16 protein-coding genes are annotated in these 19,516 nt (G+C 70.1%); 7 read left to right on the top strand and 9 right to left on the bottom strand.

Annotation, left to right across the window (positions count from 1 at the left end; genetic code table 11):
- Positions 1-15 precede the first annotated feature (15 nt).
- From QA802_RS15050 to rfbB, 8 genes are all read right to left on the bottom strand, one after another.
- Entirely contained in the window at positions 16-3,591 is a 3,576-nt protein-coding gene (locus tag QA802_RS15050; RefSeq protein ID WP_334522332.1) for a bifunctional glycosyltransferase/CDP-glycerol:glycerophosphate glycerophosphotransferase, read from the bottom strand.
- 70 nt (positions 3,592-3,661) lie between these two features.
- Complete coding sequence (locus QA802_RS15045) at positions 3,662-5,878, bottom strand: bifunctional glycosyltransferase/CDP-glycerol:glycerophosphate glycerophosphotransferase (RefSeq protein ID WP_334522329.1); 2,217 nt, start codon at positions 5,876-5,878, stop codon at positions 3,662-3,664.
- Positions 5,879-5,956: 78 nt separating this feature from the next.
- On the bottom strand, positions 5,957-6,862 hold the full coding sequence (locus tag QA802_RS15040; RefSeq protein ID WP_334522326.1) for a glycosyltransferase family 2 protein: 906 nt from the start codon (positions 6,860-6,862) through the stop codon (positions 5,957-5,959).
- Positions 6,859-7,593 carry a glycosyltransferase family 2 protein gene (locus tag QA802_RS15035; protein WP_334522323.1) on the bottom strand — a complete coding sequence of 245 codons (735 nt, stop codon included), beginning with the start codon at positions 7,591-7,593 and terminating at the stop codon, positions 6,859-6,861. The genes QA802_RS15040 and QA802_RS15035 overlap by 4 nt, the downstream gene beginning before the upstream one ends.
- Complete coding sequence (locus QA802_RS15030) at positions 7,590-7,985, bottom strand: DUF2304 domain-containing protein (protein WP_319168423.1); 396 nt, start codon at positions 7,983-7,985, stop codon at positions 7,590-7,592. Before QA802_RS15030 ends, QA802_RS15035 begins: the two co-directional genes overlap by 4 nt.
- 158 nt (positions 7,986-8,143) lie before the next feature.
- Complete coding sequence (locus QA802_RS15025) at positions 8,144-9,412, bottom strand: hypothetical protein (protein WP_334522320.1); 1,269 nt, start codon at positions 9,410-9,412, stop codon at positions 8,144-8,146.
- Positions 9,409-10,293 carry a dTDP-4-dehydrorhamnose reductase gene (rfbD, locus tag QA802_RS15020; RefSeq protein WP_334522317.1) on the bottom strand — a complete coding sequence of 295 codons (885 nt, stop codon included), beginning with the start codon at positions 10,291-10,293 and terminating at the stop codon, positions 9,409-9,411. The genes QA802_RS15025 and rfbD overlap by 4 nt, the downstream gene beginning before the upstream one ends.
- A complete protein-coding gene (gene rfbB / locus QA802_RS15015) occupies positions 10,290-11,279 on the bottom strand; it encodes a dTDP-glucose 4,6-dehydratase (RefSeq protein WP_319168426.1) in 990 nt (329 codons plus the stop codon). The genes rfbD and rfbB overlap by 4 nt, the downstream gene beginning before the upstream one ends.
- Positions 11,280-11,382: 103 nt before the next feature.
- Between rfbB and rfbA the strand changes: the two genes are divergently transcribed.
- The 7 genes from rfbA to QA802_RS14980 all read left to right on the top strand — a co-directional run bounded on the left by rfbA (position 11,383) and on the right by QA802_RS14980 (position 18,233).
- A complete protein-coding gene (gene rfbA / locus QA802_RS15010) occupies positions 11,383-12,252 on the top strand; it encodes a glucose-1-phosphate thymidylyltransferase RfbA (protein WP_319168427.1) in 870 nt (289 codons plus the stop codon).
- 20 nt (positions 12,253-12,272) lie between these two features.
- Complete coding sequence (gene rfbC / locus QA802_RS15005; RefSeq protein WP_443042114.1) at positions 12,273-12,878, top strand: dTDP-4-dehydrorhamnose 3,5-epimerase; 606 nt, start codon at positions 12,273-12,275, stop codon at positions 12,876-12,878.
- Between the two features lie 249 nt (positions 12,879-13,127).
- Positions 13,128-14,234 (top strand): glutamate 5-kinase, encoded by a 1,107-nt coding sequence (gene proB / locus QA802_RS15000; protein ID WP_334534654.1) that lies wholly within the window; start codon positions 13,128-13,130, stop codon positions 14,232-14,234.
- 162 nt (positions 14,235-14,396) lie between these two features.
- Positions 14,397-14,897 (top strand): DUF8830 family protein, encoded by a 501-nt coding sequence (locus tag QA802_RS14995; protein ID WP_334534652.1) that lies wholly within the window; start codon positions 14,397-14,399, stop codon positions 14,895-14,897.
- Between the two features lie 142 nt (positions 14,898-15,039).
- Entirely contained in the window at positions 15,040-16,326 is a 1,287-nt protein-coding gene (locus QA802_RS14990) for a glutamate-5-semialdehyde dehydrogenase (protein ID WP_334522312.1), read from the top strand.
- A gap of 131 nt (positions 16,327-16,457) precedes the next feature.
- Complete coding sequence (locus QA802_RS14985; RefSeq protein ID WP_334522309.1) at positions 16,458-17,036, top strand: SCO2584 family spore wall biosynthesis protein; 579 nt, start codon at positions 16,458-16,460, stop codon at positions 17,034-17,036.
- Positions 17,037-17,159: 123 nt separating this feature from the next.
- A complete protein-coding gene (locus QA802_RS14980; RefSeq protein ID WP_334522306.1) occupies positions 17,160-18,233 on the top strand; it encodes an SCO2583 family membrane protein in 1,074 nt (357 codons plus the stop codon).
- 25 nt (positions 18,234-18,258) lie between these two features.
- Here the strand turns inward: QA802_RS14980 and QA802_RS14975 are convergent, their stop codons facing one another.
- Positions 18,259-19,446, bottom strand: coding sequence for a M48 family metallopeptidase (locus QA802_RS14975; RefSeq protein WP_443042113.1), 1,188 nt, complete (start codon positions 19,444-19,446; stop codon positions 18,259-18,261).
- Positions 19,447-19,516: the final 70 nt, after the last annotated feature.

Below are 19,516 nucleotides of genomic sequence, written 5' to 3'. Positions count from 1 at the left end.
AAATCGTGGGTGCTTTCAACGCTGCTCCGCGGGTTCAAGAGGGGGGCGGTCGGGTTGCGCGAGTTCCAGCATCCGAGTGATCACCCGCTCGGCGGCATGCCCGTCGTCGAGGTCGCAGAACACGTCCTTGAACTTGCGATAGGCGTCCGTGTACGAGGCGCTGATGCCCTCGATGTCGGCGAGCGCGTCGATGAGTTCGTCCGAAGTCTGCAGGAGCGGACCGGGGGCCCGCTTCTCGAAGTCGAAGTAGAAGCCACGCAGCTGGTCGCGGTAGTACTCCAGGTCGTACGTGAAGAACAGCATGGGACGGCCGGTGTTCGCGAAGTCGAACATGAGCGACGAGTAGTCCGTGACCAGCACGTCGGTGATCAGAAACAGCTCGGCGATGTCCGGGTAGCTGGACACGTCGAAGACGAAGCCGTCACCGGTGCCGGGCACCGCGTCGACGATGTTCGAGTGCTTACGGATGAGGAGAACGTGGTCGTCACCGAGGCGCTCGGCCGCCTTCTTCACGTCGAGCCGCAGATCGAACTTGTAGTTGCCGGCCTGGTAGAACTGGTCGTCCCGCCAGGTCGGAGCGTACATCACGACCTTCTTGCCCTCCGGCAGCCCGATGCGCTCGCGCACGGTCCGCGCCCGGTCCTCCGTCTCCTTGGAGAGCAGGACGTCGTTGCGCGGGTAGCCCGACTCCAGGATCTCGCCGTCGTACTGGAACGCACGCTTCATGATCGGCGTCGAGAACCGGTTCGGCGACACGAGGAAGCTCCAGCTCGGCGTCTCCTCCGCGACCTTCGACAGGTACGAGCGGTCGGCGAACTGGACACTGTCGATGTCGTGACCGATCCGCTTGAGCGGAGTGCCGTGCCAGGTCTGCACGATGACCTGGCCCTCGCGGCGCCGGATCCAGTGCGGCAGGTGCGTGTTGGTGACGACGTACCGGCTGCGGCCGAGCGCCTCGTACCACTCGCGGCTCCAGCGCCGGATGACCTTGACGCCCTTGGGGATCTCGGCGCGGCGGTCCTCCACGACCCAGATGTGCTCCATGTCGGAGCCCTGGCGCAACAACTCCTCGTAGACCGCGCGTGGCGAGTCCGAGAACTGGCGGCCGGAGAAGGAGGCGTACAGGACCGTGTCCCGCAGCGGGGCCGTGCGTGCCTGCTCGTACACGGTGGTGCGCATGTCCCGCTGACGGAACCAGCCGAACTCGTCGGGGCCCAGGTCGGGCGCCGCCTCGATCAGGAGCCGGTCGAAGAAGCGGTGGGTGAGCGTGTAGTCCCGGCCGCGGAGGGAGAAGTGCATGGGCAGGGCATCGAGCGCCGACGGCACGACACGGACCGGCACCTCGACCCGGGTCCGGGTGGAGCGGGCGAACAGGTACCAGCGGCCCTGGCGCAGCGGCACCTCGCTGAGGCCGTCGGGGACGGGCAGGAAGTCGGCCCGGAAGGCGCCGTCGGCGACAGTGGTCGGGTGGGTGTGTTCCTCGGCGTGCCGACTGTGACGCAGCACGATCTCGACCGGCTCGTCCTCGGACACGGGCAGTGAGCCCGTCAGGACGATCCGACCCTCGGCGGTGACGGAGAGTTCGCCGATCATGGGCTGCACGGGCTGGGTGCGCAACGCCAGGCGCCCCACGCCGTCGTCGGTGACTGCCGCGACGCGCCCGCCCCACTCGGCGGTCGGTCTGCCGTCGAGCGAGTGCTGCGAAATCAGGTCGTTCTGGCCGCGGCCGACGGCCACGGAGAACCCGCGCTGGGAGTCGCCGATCAGCAGCTCGGCCGTCCACTTGTCCACGCTCTCCAGGTTCACGGAGTCGCGGCCCTCGACGTCCAGGTCGGCGAGCGGGACCCGGAGAGAGAACTTTTGGCCGGCAGCGCGCTCCACCGGGTACTCCAGCGTCGCCGCCGTCGAGCCGTGCTTGAGACGCAGGGCGAGCGCCGCGTCGCCGACGGCGGCCTCGTGACCGAGGTCGCCGGTCAGTTCCAGGACCCCGTCCACGGCCTGGTGGCCGGTCAGCCTGGCGCGGACCCGCTCGACACGCACATACAGGTGATCGTCGTTGACGAAGGGGACCACCCGCACGTCCTTCTCCACCCAGAACGGGGCCGGGCTCTCGGCGCTGCCGCTCTCGCCGGCCTTGAGCCGGGTGTGGCGCACGATGCCCTGCTGGACGGTGGCGACGGTGACCCGCCACACGGCGTCACGCCAGCCACCGCGAGCCCTGAGCTTGGCCGGGTCCAGATCGAGGGAGAAGCCAGACCAGTCGTAGTTGTGCAGCGACTGACCGGAGGTCTGCGTGGCGCGCGAGGCCTGGGTCCGGCTGGGCCGCACCAGGACCGTGCGCCGGCTGCCGGTCTCGCGCAGCATCAGCACACGCAGGGTGGTCGGCTGCGGGCGGGGGGCGGCGAGGTTGCGGATGTAGGCGTGGCCGTCGACGTGCAGTCTGCCGTCGCGCCAGACGATCTCCTCGGCGCGGGCACGGGCGGCGAAGTCGGAGTCCACACGCAGCACCGAACGGGGCACCATGCGCTTCTTGTCGATCACCGGGTAGTCGGCGAAGTAGCGCAGGCCCTGTCGGACCACCGGCACGGCCCGGCCGGTCTCGCGCTCGTACGCGACGAGCTCCATGAGCTCGTCGAGACGACTCTCACGGATCAGGTGGCACTTCAGGCGCAGTGAGACCGGCAGCCGGGGCATGACCTGTGGGTCGACCCGGCTGAGGAAGTCGGCGGCGCCGGACATGAACAGTTCGCGGAACTCGTCGCCTGCCTGGTCGAGGACGCCCATGAAGAGCGGCAGCTCATCGGTGATGAAGATCTCGTCGTACCAGCGCTTGTGCTGGGCGTACGCCTCGCCCGGCTCGCCGGCCAGGAACCGGCTCACGGAGGCGCACGACTTTATGCGGTCGCGGACGTTGACCGGCTCGGTGCGGCGCTGGGTGATGGAGGGGGCGCCGCCGGTGCGCTGGCGCCACAGGTAGACCGGCTCGCTGAGCACGTCGACGGCGGAGGCCAGGAAGTGCGCGGGCAGGGTGACCGGGGCGTCCTCGTAGAGGATGCCCGGGAATTCGAAGGCGTGCTTGTCCCAGAACGAGCGGCGGAAGACCTTGTTCCAGGCCGTGCGGTCGTAGACGAGGTCCTTGTCGCGGCTGATGTGGGTCCGCCTGCGGTCGGTGCCCAGTCGTTTGGCGTGCAGCGGGGAGCTCAGGATCTCGCCGGCCTTGAGCAGGTTGACGTTGCCGCTGACGAAGTCCGAGCCGGACTCCTCCAGACTGGCGATGCACCGCTGGTAGGCGTCGGGCAGCACGATGTCGTCGCTGTCGACGAAGGCCAGGAACTCGGTGCCTTCGGTCAGATGAGCGACACCGGTGTTGCGGGCCGGCCCCAGACCCTTGTTCTTCTGCACGACGACCCGGAACCGTTCGTCCTTGGCCGCCCACCGCTCGGCGATCGCCAGGCTGCCGTCGGTGGAGCCGTCGTCCACGACGATCGCCTCCCAGTCGGTGAACGTCTGGTCCGCGATCGACTGCAGGCACTCGTCGAGGAAGAGTTCCACGTTGTAGGCGGGAACGACTAGTGACAGACGGGGAGACATCTGGGGTACTGGGCCTTTCTCAGGTGTTCGTTTGCGGCGGCGGCAGCCGGGCTCGTCCACCACGCTAGCTCTAGCCGCGTGCGGGACTGCTCGGACGCTCCGGGGAGACGGCCACCGGTGGAACCTGCTCCTGGTCGAGGAATACCCTGCGGACCAGCCGTTCGGCGGCCCGGCCGTCGTCGTACTCACAGAACCGCCTGCGGAACTCCGCCCGTGCCTTCGCCGCGCTGTCGTCGGACCAGCGTCCCGAAAGGAAGACGCCGAGGAGGTCCTCCTCGGTTTCCACCACGTGGCCCGGTGATTCGACGTGGATGTCGAAGTACGTGCCGCGGGTGGCCCGGTAGATCTCCCAGTCGTTGGCGAAGATCACGATGGGCCGGTCCAGCAGCGCGTAGTCGAACATCAGCGACGAGTAGTCGGTCAGCAGGCAGTCGGCCGCGAGGTACAGCTCCTCGATCGAGGTGTGTCCGCTCACGTCGACGATGCGGGAGCCGTCGGCGGCGCCGGCCCCCGTGACCAGGTTGAAGTAGTGGGCCCGTGCCAGCACGGTGAAGTCCTCGCCGAGCCGCTCCGCGAAGTGCTCCAGGTCGAGCAGCGGCCGTGGGCGCACGTGGTAGTCACGGTGGGTCGGCGCGTACAGCACGACCTTGGCGCCGGGGGCGAGGCCGAGCTTCTCGCGGGCGCGCGCCCGGTCCTCGTCGGTGGCGTTCACCAGGACGTCGTTGCGGGGGTAGCCGTAGTCCAAGGAGGTGTACTCGGCCGGGTAGGCGCGTTCCCAGACGGCCGTGGTGAAGCTGTTCGAGGAGACGCTGTAGTCCCAGCGGTCGACCCGCTGCATCAGCGTCTGCATCTCCAGGTCGCCCTGGGCGATCGGGTAGTCGACCAGGTCGACGCCCATCCGCTTGAGCGGCGTGCCGTGGTGGGTCTGCACGTAAACCTGGCCCGGCCGCTTCAGCACACGGGTGGGGAAGTTCACGTTGTTGACGAAGTACTTGCCGCGGGCCATCGCACGCCAGAAGCCGAAGGAGCCCGGGTGGACGACGGCGGTGCCGGGCGGCGGGGTGCTGCGTGAGCCCGCCTTGAGGACCCAGACCGTCTTGATCTCCGGGGCGAGTTCGAGCAGCTTCTGATGCACAGCCGCCGGGTTGCAGGCGTAGTCGGTGTTCCAGTACGCGGCGAAGACGGCGACGTCCTTCTTCACCGGCAGCATCCGCTGCGCCCGGTAGTAGCCCGCCAGGACCGCGGTGCGCACCGGCGGCTTCAGTTTGCCCGGGAGCCGGCGGGCCTTGCGGGCGGCGGAGCGCAGCGGCCGCGGCAGCCGGCGGGCGGCCCGGGCGGCGAGCGACGTCCGGCTGCCGCCCGTCGGCTCGCGGTAGCCGGCAGGGCGGTGGGCCCGCTCGGCCTGCGCCCATCGGGCACGGAATTCGGCCCGCGCGTCGTCGGGCAGTCGGCCGGGGGACTTGTCGATCACTCGCAGGTGAGTGGTCATTCGCTCGAACAGCGCGCTCTGCCAGCGTGCGAACCCGGGGTGGTCGGCGATGAACGCGAAGACCAGCTCGTACTGGTCGAAGACGTCGAAGTGCTTGCGGTTCGTGGAGTGCAGGATGCTGCCCTGGCGCCGCTGGCGGTAGTGGACGCAGACCCGGTCCAGGACCGTGATGGTCTCGGCGGCCACCAGGACCGGGTAGGTCCACGGGGTGTCCTCGTAGTAACCCTGCGGGTAGACGAAGCCCCAGCGCTCCACGAAGTCGCGGCGGTACGCCTTGTTCCATGCGACCTGGAGCAGCCCGAGCAGTTCGGGGTTGTCGTCCAGGCGGAAGGTTCCGCTGGGGCTCTTGGCGAGTACCGAGCGCTTGGCGTTGGGGGTGACCCGCCCGTCCCAGTGGGTGCGCGAATAGTCGAAGACCAGCAGATCCGGGTCGTCGGTCTCGTTCAGGCGGCGGGCGATCGCCTGCAGGGAGCCCGGCAGCAGCGTGTCGTCGCTGTCGAGGAAGAGCAGGTAGGCGCCCCGGGCACGGGCCATGCCCGCGTTCCTCGCCCGGCCGAGCCCCACGTTCTGTTCCAGCTGCACGGTCACTACACGCGGGTCCGCCGCCGCGTACTCCTCCATGATCTCGCCGCAGGCGTCGGGCGAGGCGTCGTTGACCGCGATGACTTCGAAATCCCCGAACGACTGGCTCAGCACGGAGTCGAGGCAGTCACGCAGATACGCCTCGACGCCGTAGGCCGGCACGATGATGCTGAACCGAGGGTCGGGAGTCGCCTCTGCGGCTTGCGTGGGAGTCATGTGGGCTTGGGCCTTCGGAGGGGTTTTCGGCGGGCTGGGAGTCTGCGGGGCGTGAAACCGGGCCCCGGCGCGTGACGATCACTCGGATCTGGTCAGGGCGTACCCGAGCAGGCGGCGTACGGCGTCCGAGCGGCGGTGGCGCAGTGCGCCGGGAAGAAGGGTCAGCGCGTGCAGCCGCATGGACAGGTGCCGCCGGGCGGACCGGGCGGCCTTGGACCAGCCGTGCTGGTCGAGTTCGTCGGCCACCTCGTTGAAGAACCGTACGGCCTCGCCGAAGCGGGCGCCCGTCAGGGCCTCGGCCGAGGAGAGGCTGTTCGAGTGGCGCCGGTAGTGGAAGGCCGGCGCGGGGTCGACGACCAGCTTCTCACCGCGCCGGATCAGCTCGATGATCAGGGCGAGGTCCTGGATGACGGAGAGGTCCTCGCGGAATCCGACCGCCTTGACGGCGTCGGCGCGCCAGCAGATCGACGGGAAGTACAGCCAGTTGCCGCCGAGCAGGTTCGCGGCGAGGGACTCGCCCGAGAGCACCAGCCGGCGGCCTTCGTTCTTCGGTGCGTAGAGCCGCCGCTTGACCTCGTCGCCGAGTGAGGTGGACGGGTTGCCGTGCTCGTCGATGACCTCGACGCCCGGTTGGTAGATCGCCGCGTCCGGCTCGGCCTCGACGGCCGCGCGAAGCGTCTCGACATACGTCGGCATCAGCAGGTCGTCGCTGCCGAGCATGGTGAAGTGCGTCGACTCGACCAGCTCCACGCACTTGCGGAAGTTGCCGGTGATGCCCAGGTTCTGTTCGTTGCGCTGGTAGTGGACCCGGCTGTCGCCGAGGGAGGCGAACCACTCCGGTACGCCCTCCTCAGCGCCGTCGTCGACGACGGTGAGCCGCCAGTCCTTGTCGGTCTGGTCCAGCACGCTGCGCACTGCTTCCTGCATCAGGACGGTGTCGCCGTAGTGCGGCAGCATGATGTCGAGGGTCTGCACCTGGCTCACTTGCCCTTCTGCGCCGGACCGAGCGAGGAGCGGCGGCTGAATGCGAGGAGCAGGATCATGCCTATGCGGCCGAGGTAGAGGGTGGCTCGCCACGGGGACTGGCTCGGTGTGCCGGTCACGCGCGCGCGCATGGCGACGGGGACCTGTTCGACGCGGTAGCCGGCCCGCAGTACGGCGATCGTGGACTCGACGGTGTCGCCAAGGTACTCGACCGGGTACCAACGGGCGAACGCCTCGATCAGGTCGCGGTTGCAGGCGCGGAAGCCGGAGGTGACGTCGGTCAGCTTGGTGCGCGCCATGCGGGAGAGCCAGAAGGCGAGGACGAGCATCGCCCAGCGGCGCGGGCCGCGGGCCTGGTACTCGCCGGTGCCGGCGAACCGGGCGCCCATGACCAGGTCAGCGCCGGTCTCCAGGTGGGCCAGCAGTTCGGGCACGTTGCGCGGGTCGTGCTGGCCGTCGGCGTCGACCTGGACGGCCACGTCGTAACCGCGGTCGTGCGCGAACTTGTAGCCCGCCCGCATCGCGCCGCCCACACCGAGGTTGTACGGCAGCTTCATCACGGTCGCGCCGGCGGCACGGGCGACGGCGGCCGTGTTGTCGGCGGAGCCGTCGTCCACGACGAGGACGTCCACACCGGGAAGTGTGGTATAGACCTCTTTGACGACGTCGGCGACGCCGTCGGCCTCGTTCCACGCGGGCATGATGATCAGTACACGCTTGCCGTCGATCACTTCAGGTTCCCCCGTTCGGCTGATGCGGTCGGGGTCTGCTGCGAGGCGGGCCGGGACCGCAGCTCCTGGACGTCGATACGGAGCAGGGCCACTTCCTCGGACAGTGTCCGGCCCTCCTCCTCCAGGTGGCCGACCTCCCAGCTGAGCTGGAGACACACGATGAAAAGGAAGGCCACACTCAGGAACAGGATGAGGCTGACGCCCGAGGCGACCCCGACCGCGCGGGCCACCGAGTCCAGACCGGAGGGGAAGAAGCCGAGCGGGATGATCACCAGGCCGGTGACCACCCACAGGAAGGCGTACTTCTCCTTGAGTTTGCGGCGACGCAGCAACTCGCCGATGCACAGGACGAGAAAGATTCCGGTGACCGAGGTCAGCATCCACAAACTCATGCTGCACTCCGGTGTATCGGACGACTCATGGAAAGGGCCTGTCTACTCTTCCAGGGAATTTCCGGGGATGGGCGGCCGCAGAAGGAGGCCGCCGGACTGCAGTCCGCTCGTCCGTCGCATTTTGTCGTCATGCTTACGGAGAGCGACAGAATTAATTCTTAGGAGCGCAACGAACGGTAGCCTACACGAGCGCGAACGGTGAGAGTCATGCAGGCGACCACCGCGAACGACCCTGCCGCGTACGCCACTTCGACCCGTGTCCGCAGCGGAAGGGAACTCAGGGTGACCGCTACCAGCACCACCGTTCCCACGATCCATGACATGAGCTGCATGCGCGCACCTCCGCTTGTCAGCAACGCCTGCCCCAGCACCATGGCCAGCATGTACAGCGTCGTGCCGAGCGAGAGCCAGGCGAAGTCGGCCGCCTCCAGCACGTCCGGCGCCCCGAACACGGTCGGCAGCAGCGCCGGTCCGATCGCCACGGCGCCGAGGCCCCCGGCCACGCCGAGGCCCCCCGTGACGGACGCGGCCCGCAACAGCAGCCGCCGGTAACCCTGCGTGTCCCCCTCGGCCGCGGCCGAAGAGAGCCCCGCGAGCAGCGACACCTGGAAGGCGCCGAAGACGAACAGCGGCACCCGGGCCAGGACCAGGGCGGACAGCAGCGCCGCGACCAGCGCGTCGTCGTCCGTCGAGATCAGCTTCGTGCTGATCACCGCGATGTTCACCAGCAACTGCGCCAGAAGGGTCGATCCGACGAGCAGCCCCAGGTGCTCGATCAGGTCCCGCCAGTGTGCCGACGACCCCCGCTGAGCGCCCTGGAAGACCGGCCCGATCGTGGCGACCACGGCCAGCAGCGGGGCCACCGTGAGGACCGACGCGAAGGCGAACGCCGAGTCCACTCCGGCCACTGCGAGCCCGCCGGACAGCACGATCCGCAGCAGGCCGTCCAGGCCGAGTTGCATGCCGTACGCCTGGAAGCGGCCCAGTCCGGCCAGGACGCCCCGCGTGACGTACGCGACAGCCAGCGACATGAACGCCATGCCGAGCGCGAGGACCAGGCTCGTGTCACCGTGGAAGAACAGGTCGGCGAGCCGCTGAGCGAAGAGGGCGAGCGGCACGAGCACCACCGCGAGCAGCCCGAAGGAGAGCACCGCGCCGCGCCGCAGCACCGGGAGCGCTCCGTCGCCACGCACCACGCGGCCGGCCACGATCCGGGTGATCTCCTGCTCGACCGGGAAGAACAGCCCCAGGCCGATGGAGAAGACCACGGTCCACAGGACCGAGAAACTCGCCATGTCGTCGACGGCCAGCGAGTGGCCCGCCGCCGCTAGATGGACGTAGCTCGCCGCGCCGAGCACCGCCGTGCCGGCGCCCACGAACGCCGTGCCTTGCGGCAGGGCCGTGGTGATGCGGTCCAGTAGGCTCACGCGCCGGTCCGCCCGCCTGGAAGGGTCACCTTCAGGGCCTCGTCGAGCTGATTACGCCAGTGCGGCTGAACCGCCACACCCGCCTCGGCCCACCGGTCGTGGGCGAGCACGCTGTACGCGGGCCGACGGGCCGGCCGCACGAACTTCTCCGACGTCGTCGGGCGCACCCGTTCCGGGTCGAGCCCGGCCAGTTCGAACGCGGCCCGTGCCAGGTCGAACCAGGTGCCCGTGCCGGACGCGGTGCCGTGGTACACGCCCGCCGGAGCCCCGCCCGCCACGGCCGACTCGCCGAGCTCCGTGATCTGGCGGGCGAGCGCGACGGTCCAGGTCGGCTGGCCCAGTTGGTCGTCGACCACGTCCACGGTCTCCCGCTGCTCGGCCAGGTTCAGCATCGTCGCGACGAAGTTGCGCCCATGGGCGCCGTACAGCCATGCCGTGCGCACCACGTAGCCGTGCTCGGGCAACAGCTCGGTCACCGCCTGTTCGCCGACGAGCTTGCCGCGTCCGTAGGCGTTCACCGGCGAGGTCGGGGCGTCGTGCCGGTACGGCTCGGTGGCGTTTCCGGGGAAGACGTAGTCGGTGGAGACCTGGATGAGGACGGCGCCGCTGTCCGCGCACGCCTCAGCGAGCATTCGCGGGCCCTCGCCGTTGATCCGGGTGGCCGCGGCCTCTTCGGCCTCGGCGCCGTCCACGTCGGTCCACGCGGCCGCGTTGACCACGACGTCGTGATCCGCCACCGCGGCGCGGACCGCGGCGGCGTCGGTGACGTCCAAGTCCTGGCGGGTCAGCGCGGTGAGGCTCCGCGCCCCGCCTGCCGAGATCATCTCGGTGAGGTCACGGCCGAGCATGCCGCCCGAGCCGGTGAGCAGCCAACGGGTCATTCCGGAAGCGCCGCCTTCGCCTTGAGCGGCTCCCACCAGGCGCGGTTGTCGCGGTACCACTGGACGGTGTCGGCCAGGCCCTGCTCGAAAGTGACGAGCGGCGCGTAGCCGAGCTCCTTCTGGATCTTGGCGATCGACAGGGAGTAGCGGAGGTCGTGCCCCTTGCGGTCGGCAACGTGCTCGACCATGTCCCAGCCCGCCCCGCACGCCGCGAGGAGCATGCCGGTGAGTTCCTTGTTGGTGACCTCGGTGCCGCCGCCGATGTGATAGACCTCACCGGCCCGGCCGCCGCGCAGCACCATCTCGATGCCCCGGCAGTGGTCGGAGACGTGCAGCCAGTCGCGCACGTTGAGGCCCTCGCCGTACAGGGGCACCTTCTTGCCGTCCAGCAGGTTCGTGGTGAACAGCGGGATCATCTTCTCGGGGAAGTGGTACTGCCCGTAGTTGTTGGAGCACCGTGTGACCACGACGTCCATGCCGTGTGTGCGGTGGTACGACAGCGCCAGCAGGTCCGAGCCGGCCTTCGAGGCCGAGTACGGCGAGTTGGGCGCCAGCGGCCAGTCCTCGGTCCACGTGCCTTCGGTGATCGAGCCGTACACCTCGTCGGTGGACACGTGCACGAACCGGCCCACGCCGTGGCGCTTCGCCGCGTCGAGCAGCACCTGGGTGCCGAGCACGTTCGTGGTCACGAAGGGCGAGGAGTCCGCGATCGAGCGGTCCACGTGGGATTCGGCGGCGAAGTGCACCACCGCGTCCTGGCCGCGCATCACGTCGTCGACCGTCGCGACGTCGCGGATGTCGCCGTGGGCGAACGTGTAACCGGCCTTGTCGGCGACCGGGGCGAGGTTCCCCTCGTTGCCGGAGTAGGTCAGGTTGTCCAAAACCGTGACCTGGGCCCCCTCGCCCGAGGGCAGCTCGCCGAGAAGCAGTGCCCGCACGAACTGTGAACCGATGAACCCGGCACCGCCGGTGACAAGAATCTTCATAGGAACCCACATTCTATAGTGCGTCGTGTCGCCCGCTGTTCAGCGGGCCGTTTCGCCGGGGGGTGGCGTGAGCGGTCCGTGCCCTGCCGTAGGCTGCGGGCCCATGCGTGGAATTCTGCTCGCCGGTGGTACCGGTTCCCGACTGTGGCCGATCACCCGTGCGGTGTCGAAGCAACTGATGCCGGTCTTCGACAAGCCGATGATCTATTATCCGCTGACCACCCTTGTGAGGGCCGGACTGCGGGACATCCTGATCATCACCGGCCCCGCCGAGCGTCCCCAGTTCGAGCGGCTTCTGGGTGACGGATCCGACATCGGACTGAACATCCAGTTCGCCACGCAGGACCACCCCAACGGAATCGCCGAGGCATTCGTCATCGGCGAGGAATTCATCGGCGACGAACCCGTCGCGCTTATCCTCGGCGACAACATCTTCCACGGCGCCGGCCTCGGCCGGCAGCTCGCCCGGTACAGCGACCCCCAAGGCGGCGTGGTCTTCGCCCATGCCGTCTCCGACCCGACCGCGTACGGTGTCGTCGACTTCGACGAGCAGGGCCGCGCCCGCTCGATCGAGGAGAAGCCGAAGAACCCCAAGTCCCGCTACGCCGTACCGGGCCTGTACTTCTACGACGGCCGGGTCGTCGAGATCGCCAAGGGCCTCAAGCCGAGCGCCCGCGGCGAGCTGGAGATCACCGACGTCAACAAGTACTACCTCGACCGCGGCGAACTGCAGGTCTCGGTCCTCGACCGTGGCACCGTCTGGCTCGACACCGGCACCTTCCAGTCACTCGTCCAGGCGTCCGAGTACGTGCGGGTGGTCGAGGAGCGACAGGGCATGAAGATCGGCTGCGTCGAAGAGGCCGCCTGGCGTGCCGGGTTCATCGACGACGCCCAGCTGCGCACGCTGGCCGAGCCGCTGACCAAGAGCGGGTACGGCGACTACCTGCTCGACCTGCTCGCGTACGAGGCCTGAGAGAGAACGGAAACGGTTCCATGAAGGTGAACCCCCTTGGCATCGAGGGCGCCTGGGAGTTCGTCCCCCAGCAGTACGGGGACGCCCGCGGCCTCTTCCTGGAGTGGTACAAGGCCGAGCTCATGGCCGAGGCCGTCGGCCACCCGCTCGACCTGAAGCAGGGCAACCTCTCGGTCTCCGCTTCGGGTGTCGTGCGCGGCATCCACTTCGCCGACGTGCCGCCCGGCCAGGCGAAGTACGTCACCTGCGTCCGCGGCGCCGTCCTCGACGTGATCGTGGACGTCCGGGTCGGCTCGCCGACCTTCGGCCGCTGGGAGGCGGTGCGCCTCGACGACCAGGAACGCCAGGCCGTATACCTCTCCGAGGGCCTCGGCCACGGCTTCTGCGCGCTGACCGACGACGCGACTGTCACCTACCTCTGCTCCGAGGGGTACGCGCCCGAGCGCGAGCGGACCGTCCATCCCCTCGACCCTGCGATCGGCGTCGAGTGGCCGGTCGCGGGCCAACCCGAACTGTCCGCCAAGGACGCCCAGGGCCCGACGCTGGCGGAGGCCCGCGAGGCGGGCCTCCTGCCGGTGTACGAAGAGTGCGTGGCCTTCCGCGCCTCGCTGGCGAACCGGGGCTGAACCCTTCCGGCAGTGGCCCGGCCGTCCCTGGAGGGGTGGTCGGGCCGCCGTCTTCGGCCCGACCACCTTGTCTTCCCTGTTCCCGCAGCAAGCCTGTCGCTTCCTCCGGCGGGCCTGTCCGACCGGCGAAACCGGAGGGCGGCACCGCCCCGCGCTCGCGTAGATTGCGAGGCAGCGCCGTCGCGGGGGAGCACGCGGCGTGCAGGACAGCCAAGTGAGGACGACCAGGTGACAGTGGCAAGAAAGCGCGTGGTGGAAGCCCGCAGGATCGTCGTCAAGGTCGGCTCCTCGTCGCTGACCACCGCCTCGGGCGGCCTCGACGCCGACCGGGTCGACGCGCTCGTCGACGTCCTCGCCAAGAGCCGCAGCGGGGGAGAGAAGGAGATCGTCCTCGTCTCCTCCGGGGCCATCGCGGCCGGGCTCGCCCCGCTGGGGCTGCGCCGCCGCCCCAAGGACCTCGCCCGGCAGCAGGCCGCTGCCAGCGTCGGCCAGGGGCTGCTCGTCGCCCGCTACACCGCCTCGTTCGCCCGCTACGCCGTCCGAGTCGGGCAAGTGCTGCTGACCAGCGACGACATGAGCCGCCGCGCCCACCACCGCAACGCCTCCCGCACCCTCGACAAGCTGCTCGCGATGGGCGCCTTCCCGATCGTCAACGAGAACGACACCGTCGCCACCGACGAGATCCGCTTCGGCGACAACGACCGGCTCGCCGCCCTCGTCGCCCACCTCGTCCACGCCGACCTGCTGGTCCTGCTGTCGGACGTCGACGGGGTCTACGACGGGAACCCCAGCACGCCGGGCACCGCGCGGATCGCCGAGGTGCGCGGGCCCGAGGACCTCGCGCACGTCGAGATCGGCAGCGCCGGCAAGGCGGGCGTCGGCACCGGCGGCATGGTCACCAAGGTCGAGGCCGCCCGGATCGCGGCCGCCGCCGGCATCCCCGTGGTGCTCACCAGCGCCGTCCACGCGGCGGACGCCCTGACCGGCGGGGACACCGGCACCTACTTCCGGCCGACCGGCAAGCGCTCCGCAGACCGGCTGCTGTGGCTCCAGCACGCCTCCACCCCGCAGGGCTCCCTGACTCTGGACGACGGCGCGGTGCGCGCGGTCGTCGAGCGGCGCACATCGCTGCTGCCGGCCGGGATCGCGTCCGTCGAGGGCGAGTTCAGCGCGGGCGACCCCGTGGAGCTGCGGGACGCCCGGGGGCGCGCGGTGGCCCGTGGTCTCGTCAACTTCGACGCCAAGGAGATCCCCCAGCTGATCGGGCGGTCGACCCGGGACCTGGCACGCGAACTGGGCGCGGAGTACGAGCGTGAGGTCGTCCACCGGGACGACCTGGTGATCCTCCACCCGTAAACACGCTCGAACGATCCGTACCGGTGGGGGACGTTCCGTGAAACCGCCCCGCGAAGGCGTGCGGCCTGCTCAACTTTGACTCAAGGACACGGCCGCGGGCGACTGCGGTGAAACGCGGGACACCCGCACGAGCGCTGCGTAAAGGAGGCCGTCGTGAGACGAGTGCGCCCTGGGGTGGCAGCGGCTCGTGGGAGTACCGGCGGGGCCGGTTCGGCCGCGCCGCGCCCGCCCGGTGAGGAGCGCGCCCTGACCAGCGTGGCCGCCGGTGAGCGCTACCGGGCGCAGGAGGTCGCCGAGCCGAAGGGCGGACAGCCCGTGGAGGTCGCGCGACTGTGGCACGTCACCCTCAGCGTCTCCGGCGAGGAGGCCCCGGTGCAGGAGGTCCGGCGGGCTCTGGAACAGCTCGCCCACGACCATCCCTTCCTCCTGACCAGTAGATACGCGGGTGATCACGCCGAGATCCGGTACTGGGAGGAGGCCCGCGACCTGCATGACGCGGCGGCCGTCGCCCTGCGTCTGTGGGGCGAGCACCGCCAGACGGCCGGCCTGCCGCCCTGGGAGATCGTCGGCCTGGAGGTCATCGACCGCCAGACCTACCACCAGCGCATCTCCGAGGGCTACGGTCCGGCCCCGGCGACGCCCGTAGGGGTCCACCCCTACTGACGACTCCCGCTGCCGCGCCCGAGGCGTCCCTGCCCGAGGCGTCCCTGCCCGAGGCGTCCCTGCCCGAGGCGTCCTTGGCCGGGAAGTCTCGGGGTGTGGAACGAGCGGTGAACGGGCCGGTGCGGCGCACTACCCTTCCCCTATGACCACGCTTTCGCCATACGACTCCATGTCCCCGGTCACCCGGGCCGCCTACCGCGCCAAGGCGGCCGCCGCCGACCTCGCGCCGCTGCCCCGGGCCGCCAAGGACGACGCGCTGCTCGCCATCGCGGACGCGCTGGAGGTCCGTACGAGTGAGATCGTCGAGGCCAACGCCGAGGACATCGCCAGGGCCCGCGAGGCCGGCACCAGCGAAGCGATCGTCGACCGGCTGACCCTCACCCCGGAGCGGGTCCGGGCCATCGCCTCCGACGTGCGCGACGTCGTCGCGCTGCCCGACCCGGTCGGCGAGGTCGTCCGCGGCTCCACCCTGCCCAACGGCATCGACCTGCGCCAGGTGCGCGTTCCGCTCGGCGTCGTCGGCATCGTCTACGAGGCCCGTCCGAACGTCACCGTGGACGCCGCGGCGCTCTGCCTGAAGTCGGGCAACGCGGTCCTGCTGCGTGGCTCCTCCTCCGCCTACGAGTCGAACAGCGCCCTCGTCCGGGTGATCCGCGACGCCGTGGGCGGAGCCGGGCTGCCCGCCGACGCCGTGCAGCTGGTGCCCGGGGAGGGCCGCGACAGCGTGCGCGAGCTGATGCGCGCCCGCGGACTGGTCGACGTCCTCATCCCGCGCGGCGGTGCCTCGCTCATCCGGACCGTGGTCACGGAGTCCACCGTCCCGGTCATCGAGACCGGCACCGGCAACTGCCACGTCTACGTCGACGCCCACGCCGACCTCGACATGGCGATCGACATCCTGATCAACTCCAAGGCCCACCGGGTCAGCGTCTGCAACGCCGCCGAGACGCTTCTCGTCCACCAGGACATCGCCCCCGCGTTCCTGCCCCGCGCCCTCGACGCCCTCGCGGAGGCGGGCGTGACCGTGCACGCCGACGAGCGGGTGCTGGCGTACGCCGAGGACTCCAAGGCGACCGTCGTCGAGGCGACCCCGGAGGACTGGGAGACCGAGTACCTCTCCTACGACATCGCCGCCGCCGTGGTCGACTCGCTGGACCGGGCCGTCGAGCACATCCGGTTGTGGACCTCCGGCCACACCGAGGCCATCGTCACCACGTCGCAGCAGGCTGCCCGCCGTTTCACCCAACTGGTCGACTCCACCACGGTGGCCGTCAACGCCTCCACCCGCTTCACCGACGGGGGCCAGTTCGGCTTCGGCGCGGAGATCGGCATCTCCACGCAGAAGCTGCACGCCCGCGGTCCCATGGGGCTGCCGGAGCTGACCAGCACGAAGTACATCGTCACGGGCGACGGACACGTACGGCGCTGATCCGGGCGGCGGGAACGCCCCGAACGGGCCAGTGCGCCCCTGCGCGACGAAAGCCGTGAGGGGCGTCTCATACGGCCCATGAATTTTCCCGCCGTCTGCCCAAACCGACCCCCCAGGTCTACTCTGGACCCGTGCCGGAGGACGTGGGGGGTACGCCGTTCCCTGACGGCTGGGAGCCCGACGACGAACACGACCGCGGGGTGTCGGACGAAGAGTTCGCCTCCGTGGTCTTCGACGAGGCCTTCGTACAGGCGGCAGCGGTGCACGAGCCGACCGCCGTCGAACGCCTCCTCGCCGCCGCCGAGGCGAGAGCCGAGGCCTCGGAGGCCGAGGCCCGCAGAGCCCGCGCCAGAGGCGACCGCTACGAGGACATCTACGGCGCGGACGATTTCGGCCATGATCCGGAGCTCGACGACCCGGACGACGCCGACCTCGCCGAAGCGTGGGAGCGCCGCTACGGCACCCACGGGCCCTACGGCAGACAGGTCCGCTGGCATCGCCCTGTGGCCTGGATGCTCGCCCTCGTCATGGGCGTCGGCATGGTCGCGCTGGCCTTCGCCGCGGTCTACCGGGGCACCTCCTCGGGCAGCCGTGAACAGATGCCGTCACCACCCGCCACGACCGGACTCGAGCAGGGGAGCGTGCCACCGCCGTCCGCACCCGCCGACCAGTCCCGGCCACCCGTCTCGGCGGTCCCGCACACGCCCTGAACGCCTGTGCGACGCAAGGCAGTACGGCTCGTACGTGCGCGGACGGGAAGCCGGTGAGTCTCTGTCGCAACTTGGCGTGAGGCAGGGCGTTTACCCGAGGTCCGTGCGACCTACCCTGAAAGTATGGCCGGGCCTGGAGACCCACCGGAGGGGACACCCGAGGGCACTCCCGGAGGTGAGGACGAGTACCGATCCGTCGTCTTCGACGAATCGTTCATCCGAGCTGCCCGCATCCAGGAGTACTCCGCGCACGAGCGCCTGGCCGACCACGCTCCCGCCGTCCGCCGCCGCCCCGCGCAGCGACGCGGCGGCGGCCTGTCCCGGCAGGCCCTGCTGCTGGTACTGCTGATCGCCATCGCCTTCGGCACCGCCGTCTACATGGGCGTGCGCAACCCCTACCAGACCCAGGCGGCCCGCCGCACCGCCGAACCGCTGCGGATGACCGTCATCCCGCTCGCCCCGCAGGGCGCCGTGCCGGGGGCGACCGCCCCCGAATCGCTCTTCGCGCACAGCCCCGCCGCGCAGTTCCGCATCGGTGCCGAGGGCGTGCCGCTGCCCGCCTCCCGCCGTACCTCGCACTTCTCCGACAGCCAGGTCGTGACCGCCCTGACCACGGCGAAGGAGTACATCGTGCACTCCTCCCTCCATCCGGAGGTGCTCACCGGGCAGCATGTGCGGCCCGTGCGGGCGCTGATCGACGCCGACCAGCTCGACCAGTTCGACGAGAGCTTCAGCCACCCCGCCGCCGACGGCCGGCACGCGCCGACCGGCTGGCTGGTCCGCTTCGACCCCGCGCTGGCCCAGCTGGCCGACCGTGAGGTCCGGGTCCAGGGCACCTTGCAGGCCGCCGAGACCGATTCCCAGACCCTCGAGGTCACCGCGGACCACACGCTCGTGTACGCGCTGCGGCCGGCCGGCGCCGCCGCCGGCACCCCGGCCTCACTGTTCACCGTCCGCCGTGAGCTGCAGTTCCGCTTCGACCGCGAGGACCTGCGCACCCACCAGCTCCAGCTGATCGTGTCCTACGTCCAGGCGGGGCCGCTCTCCTGCGCCGAGGACTCCACGAACCACCTGCGGCCGCTGCTCGCCGGCCAGACCGCGAAGACGGGCGGCCCGGCCGGCACGGACCCCTACGCGACCGGTGGTGCGACGGCCCTGTGCGGTGCCCTGGCGACGAGCGCGCAACCCAGGGTGTGAGCCCGGGGCAGGGGAGCGCAGCCGTTCACTTCCCGCCGCGCGGCGGCGTGTCCTTCGGGCCCCGCGCCCCGCCCTCTCCGTCCGCCCCGCCTTCCCCGTCCGCTCCGTCGGCTCCGTCCGAGCCGTTGCGCGGCCGGTCCTGCGACGGATTCGGGCCGGTGAAGCCGTCGAAGCCGCGCCGGACGCGCCCGCCCAGGCCGCCCGCACCGCCCGCTATGTCGGTGACCAGCTTCATCAGCGGGTCCTTGGAGCTCTTGACGCTCGTCGCGTAGTGGGCGGCGGACTCCCGGAAGGAGTCCGTCACCGAGGTGTCCTTGTCCTCGCTGCGCCGCGGGTAGTGGCCGTCCATGATCCGCTGGTGGTCGCGGGACTCCGCCCACTTCTTCAGCTCGGCCGCGCGGACCGTGGTGAAGGGATGGGTGCGGGGCAGCACGTTGAGGATCTTCAGCACGGAGTCGCGCAGGTCGCCGCCGGCCTCGTACTCCTCGGCCTGCTTCAGGAACGCGTCCACGTTCATCTCGTGCAGGTGGTTGCCGCCGGCGATCTTCATCAGGCCCCGCATCGAGGCCTTCAGGTCCTGGCCGACGAGGAGACCGGCGCGGTCGGCGGACAGCTCCGACTTGCGGAACCACTCGCGCAGCGCCGTCACGATCGCCATGATCGCGAGGTTGCCCAGCGGGATCCAGGCGACCCGGATCGCCAGGTTCGTCAGGAACAGCAGGATCGTGCGGTACACGGCGTGCCCGGACAGGGCGTGGCCCACCTCGTGACCGACGACCGCGCGCATCTCCTCCTCGTCGAGCAGCTCGACCAGACCGGTGGTGACCACGATGATCGGCTCGTCGAGACCGATGCACATGGCGTTGGGCTGCGGGTCCTGGTTGACGTACATCGGCGGGACCTTCTCCAGGTCCAGGATGTAACAGGCGTCCCGCAGCATGTCGTTGAGGTGCGCGAACTGCTGGTCGGAGACCCGCACGGAGTCGGACAGGAACAACAGCCTGAGGCTGCGCTCCGGCAGCAACCCGCTGAGCGCCTTGAACACCGTGTCGAAACCGCTCAGCTTGCGCAGCGCCACCAGGGCCGAACGGTCGGCGGGGTGCTCGTACGCACGTGAGGAGATTCCCGGAAAGCGCCTGCGCTGCCTGCTCGGCACGTGCTCGTGGCCGGCGCCGTTGTGCTCGTGGCCGTCGTCGGACATGTCTTCCCCCATGTGCGTCTGTGTGGCCCTTTACATGACCCTTTACGGACCCTTGTGCGGTCCTTTGCGCCCCCTAAGCAGA

The sequence above is a fragment of the Streptomyces sp. B21-105 genome, from assembly GCF_036898465.1.
Taxonomy (GTDB): domain Bacteria; phylum Actinomycetota; class Actinomycetes; order Streptomycetales; family Streptomycetaceae; genus Streptomyces.
The sequence above is the reverse complement of the archived record's forward strand: the minus strand, read 5'-3'. Positions and strand labels throughout refer to the sequence as shown.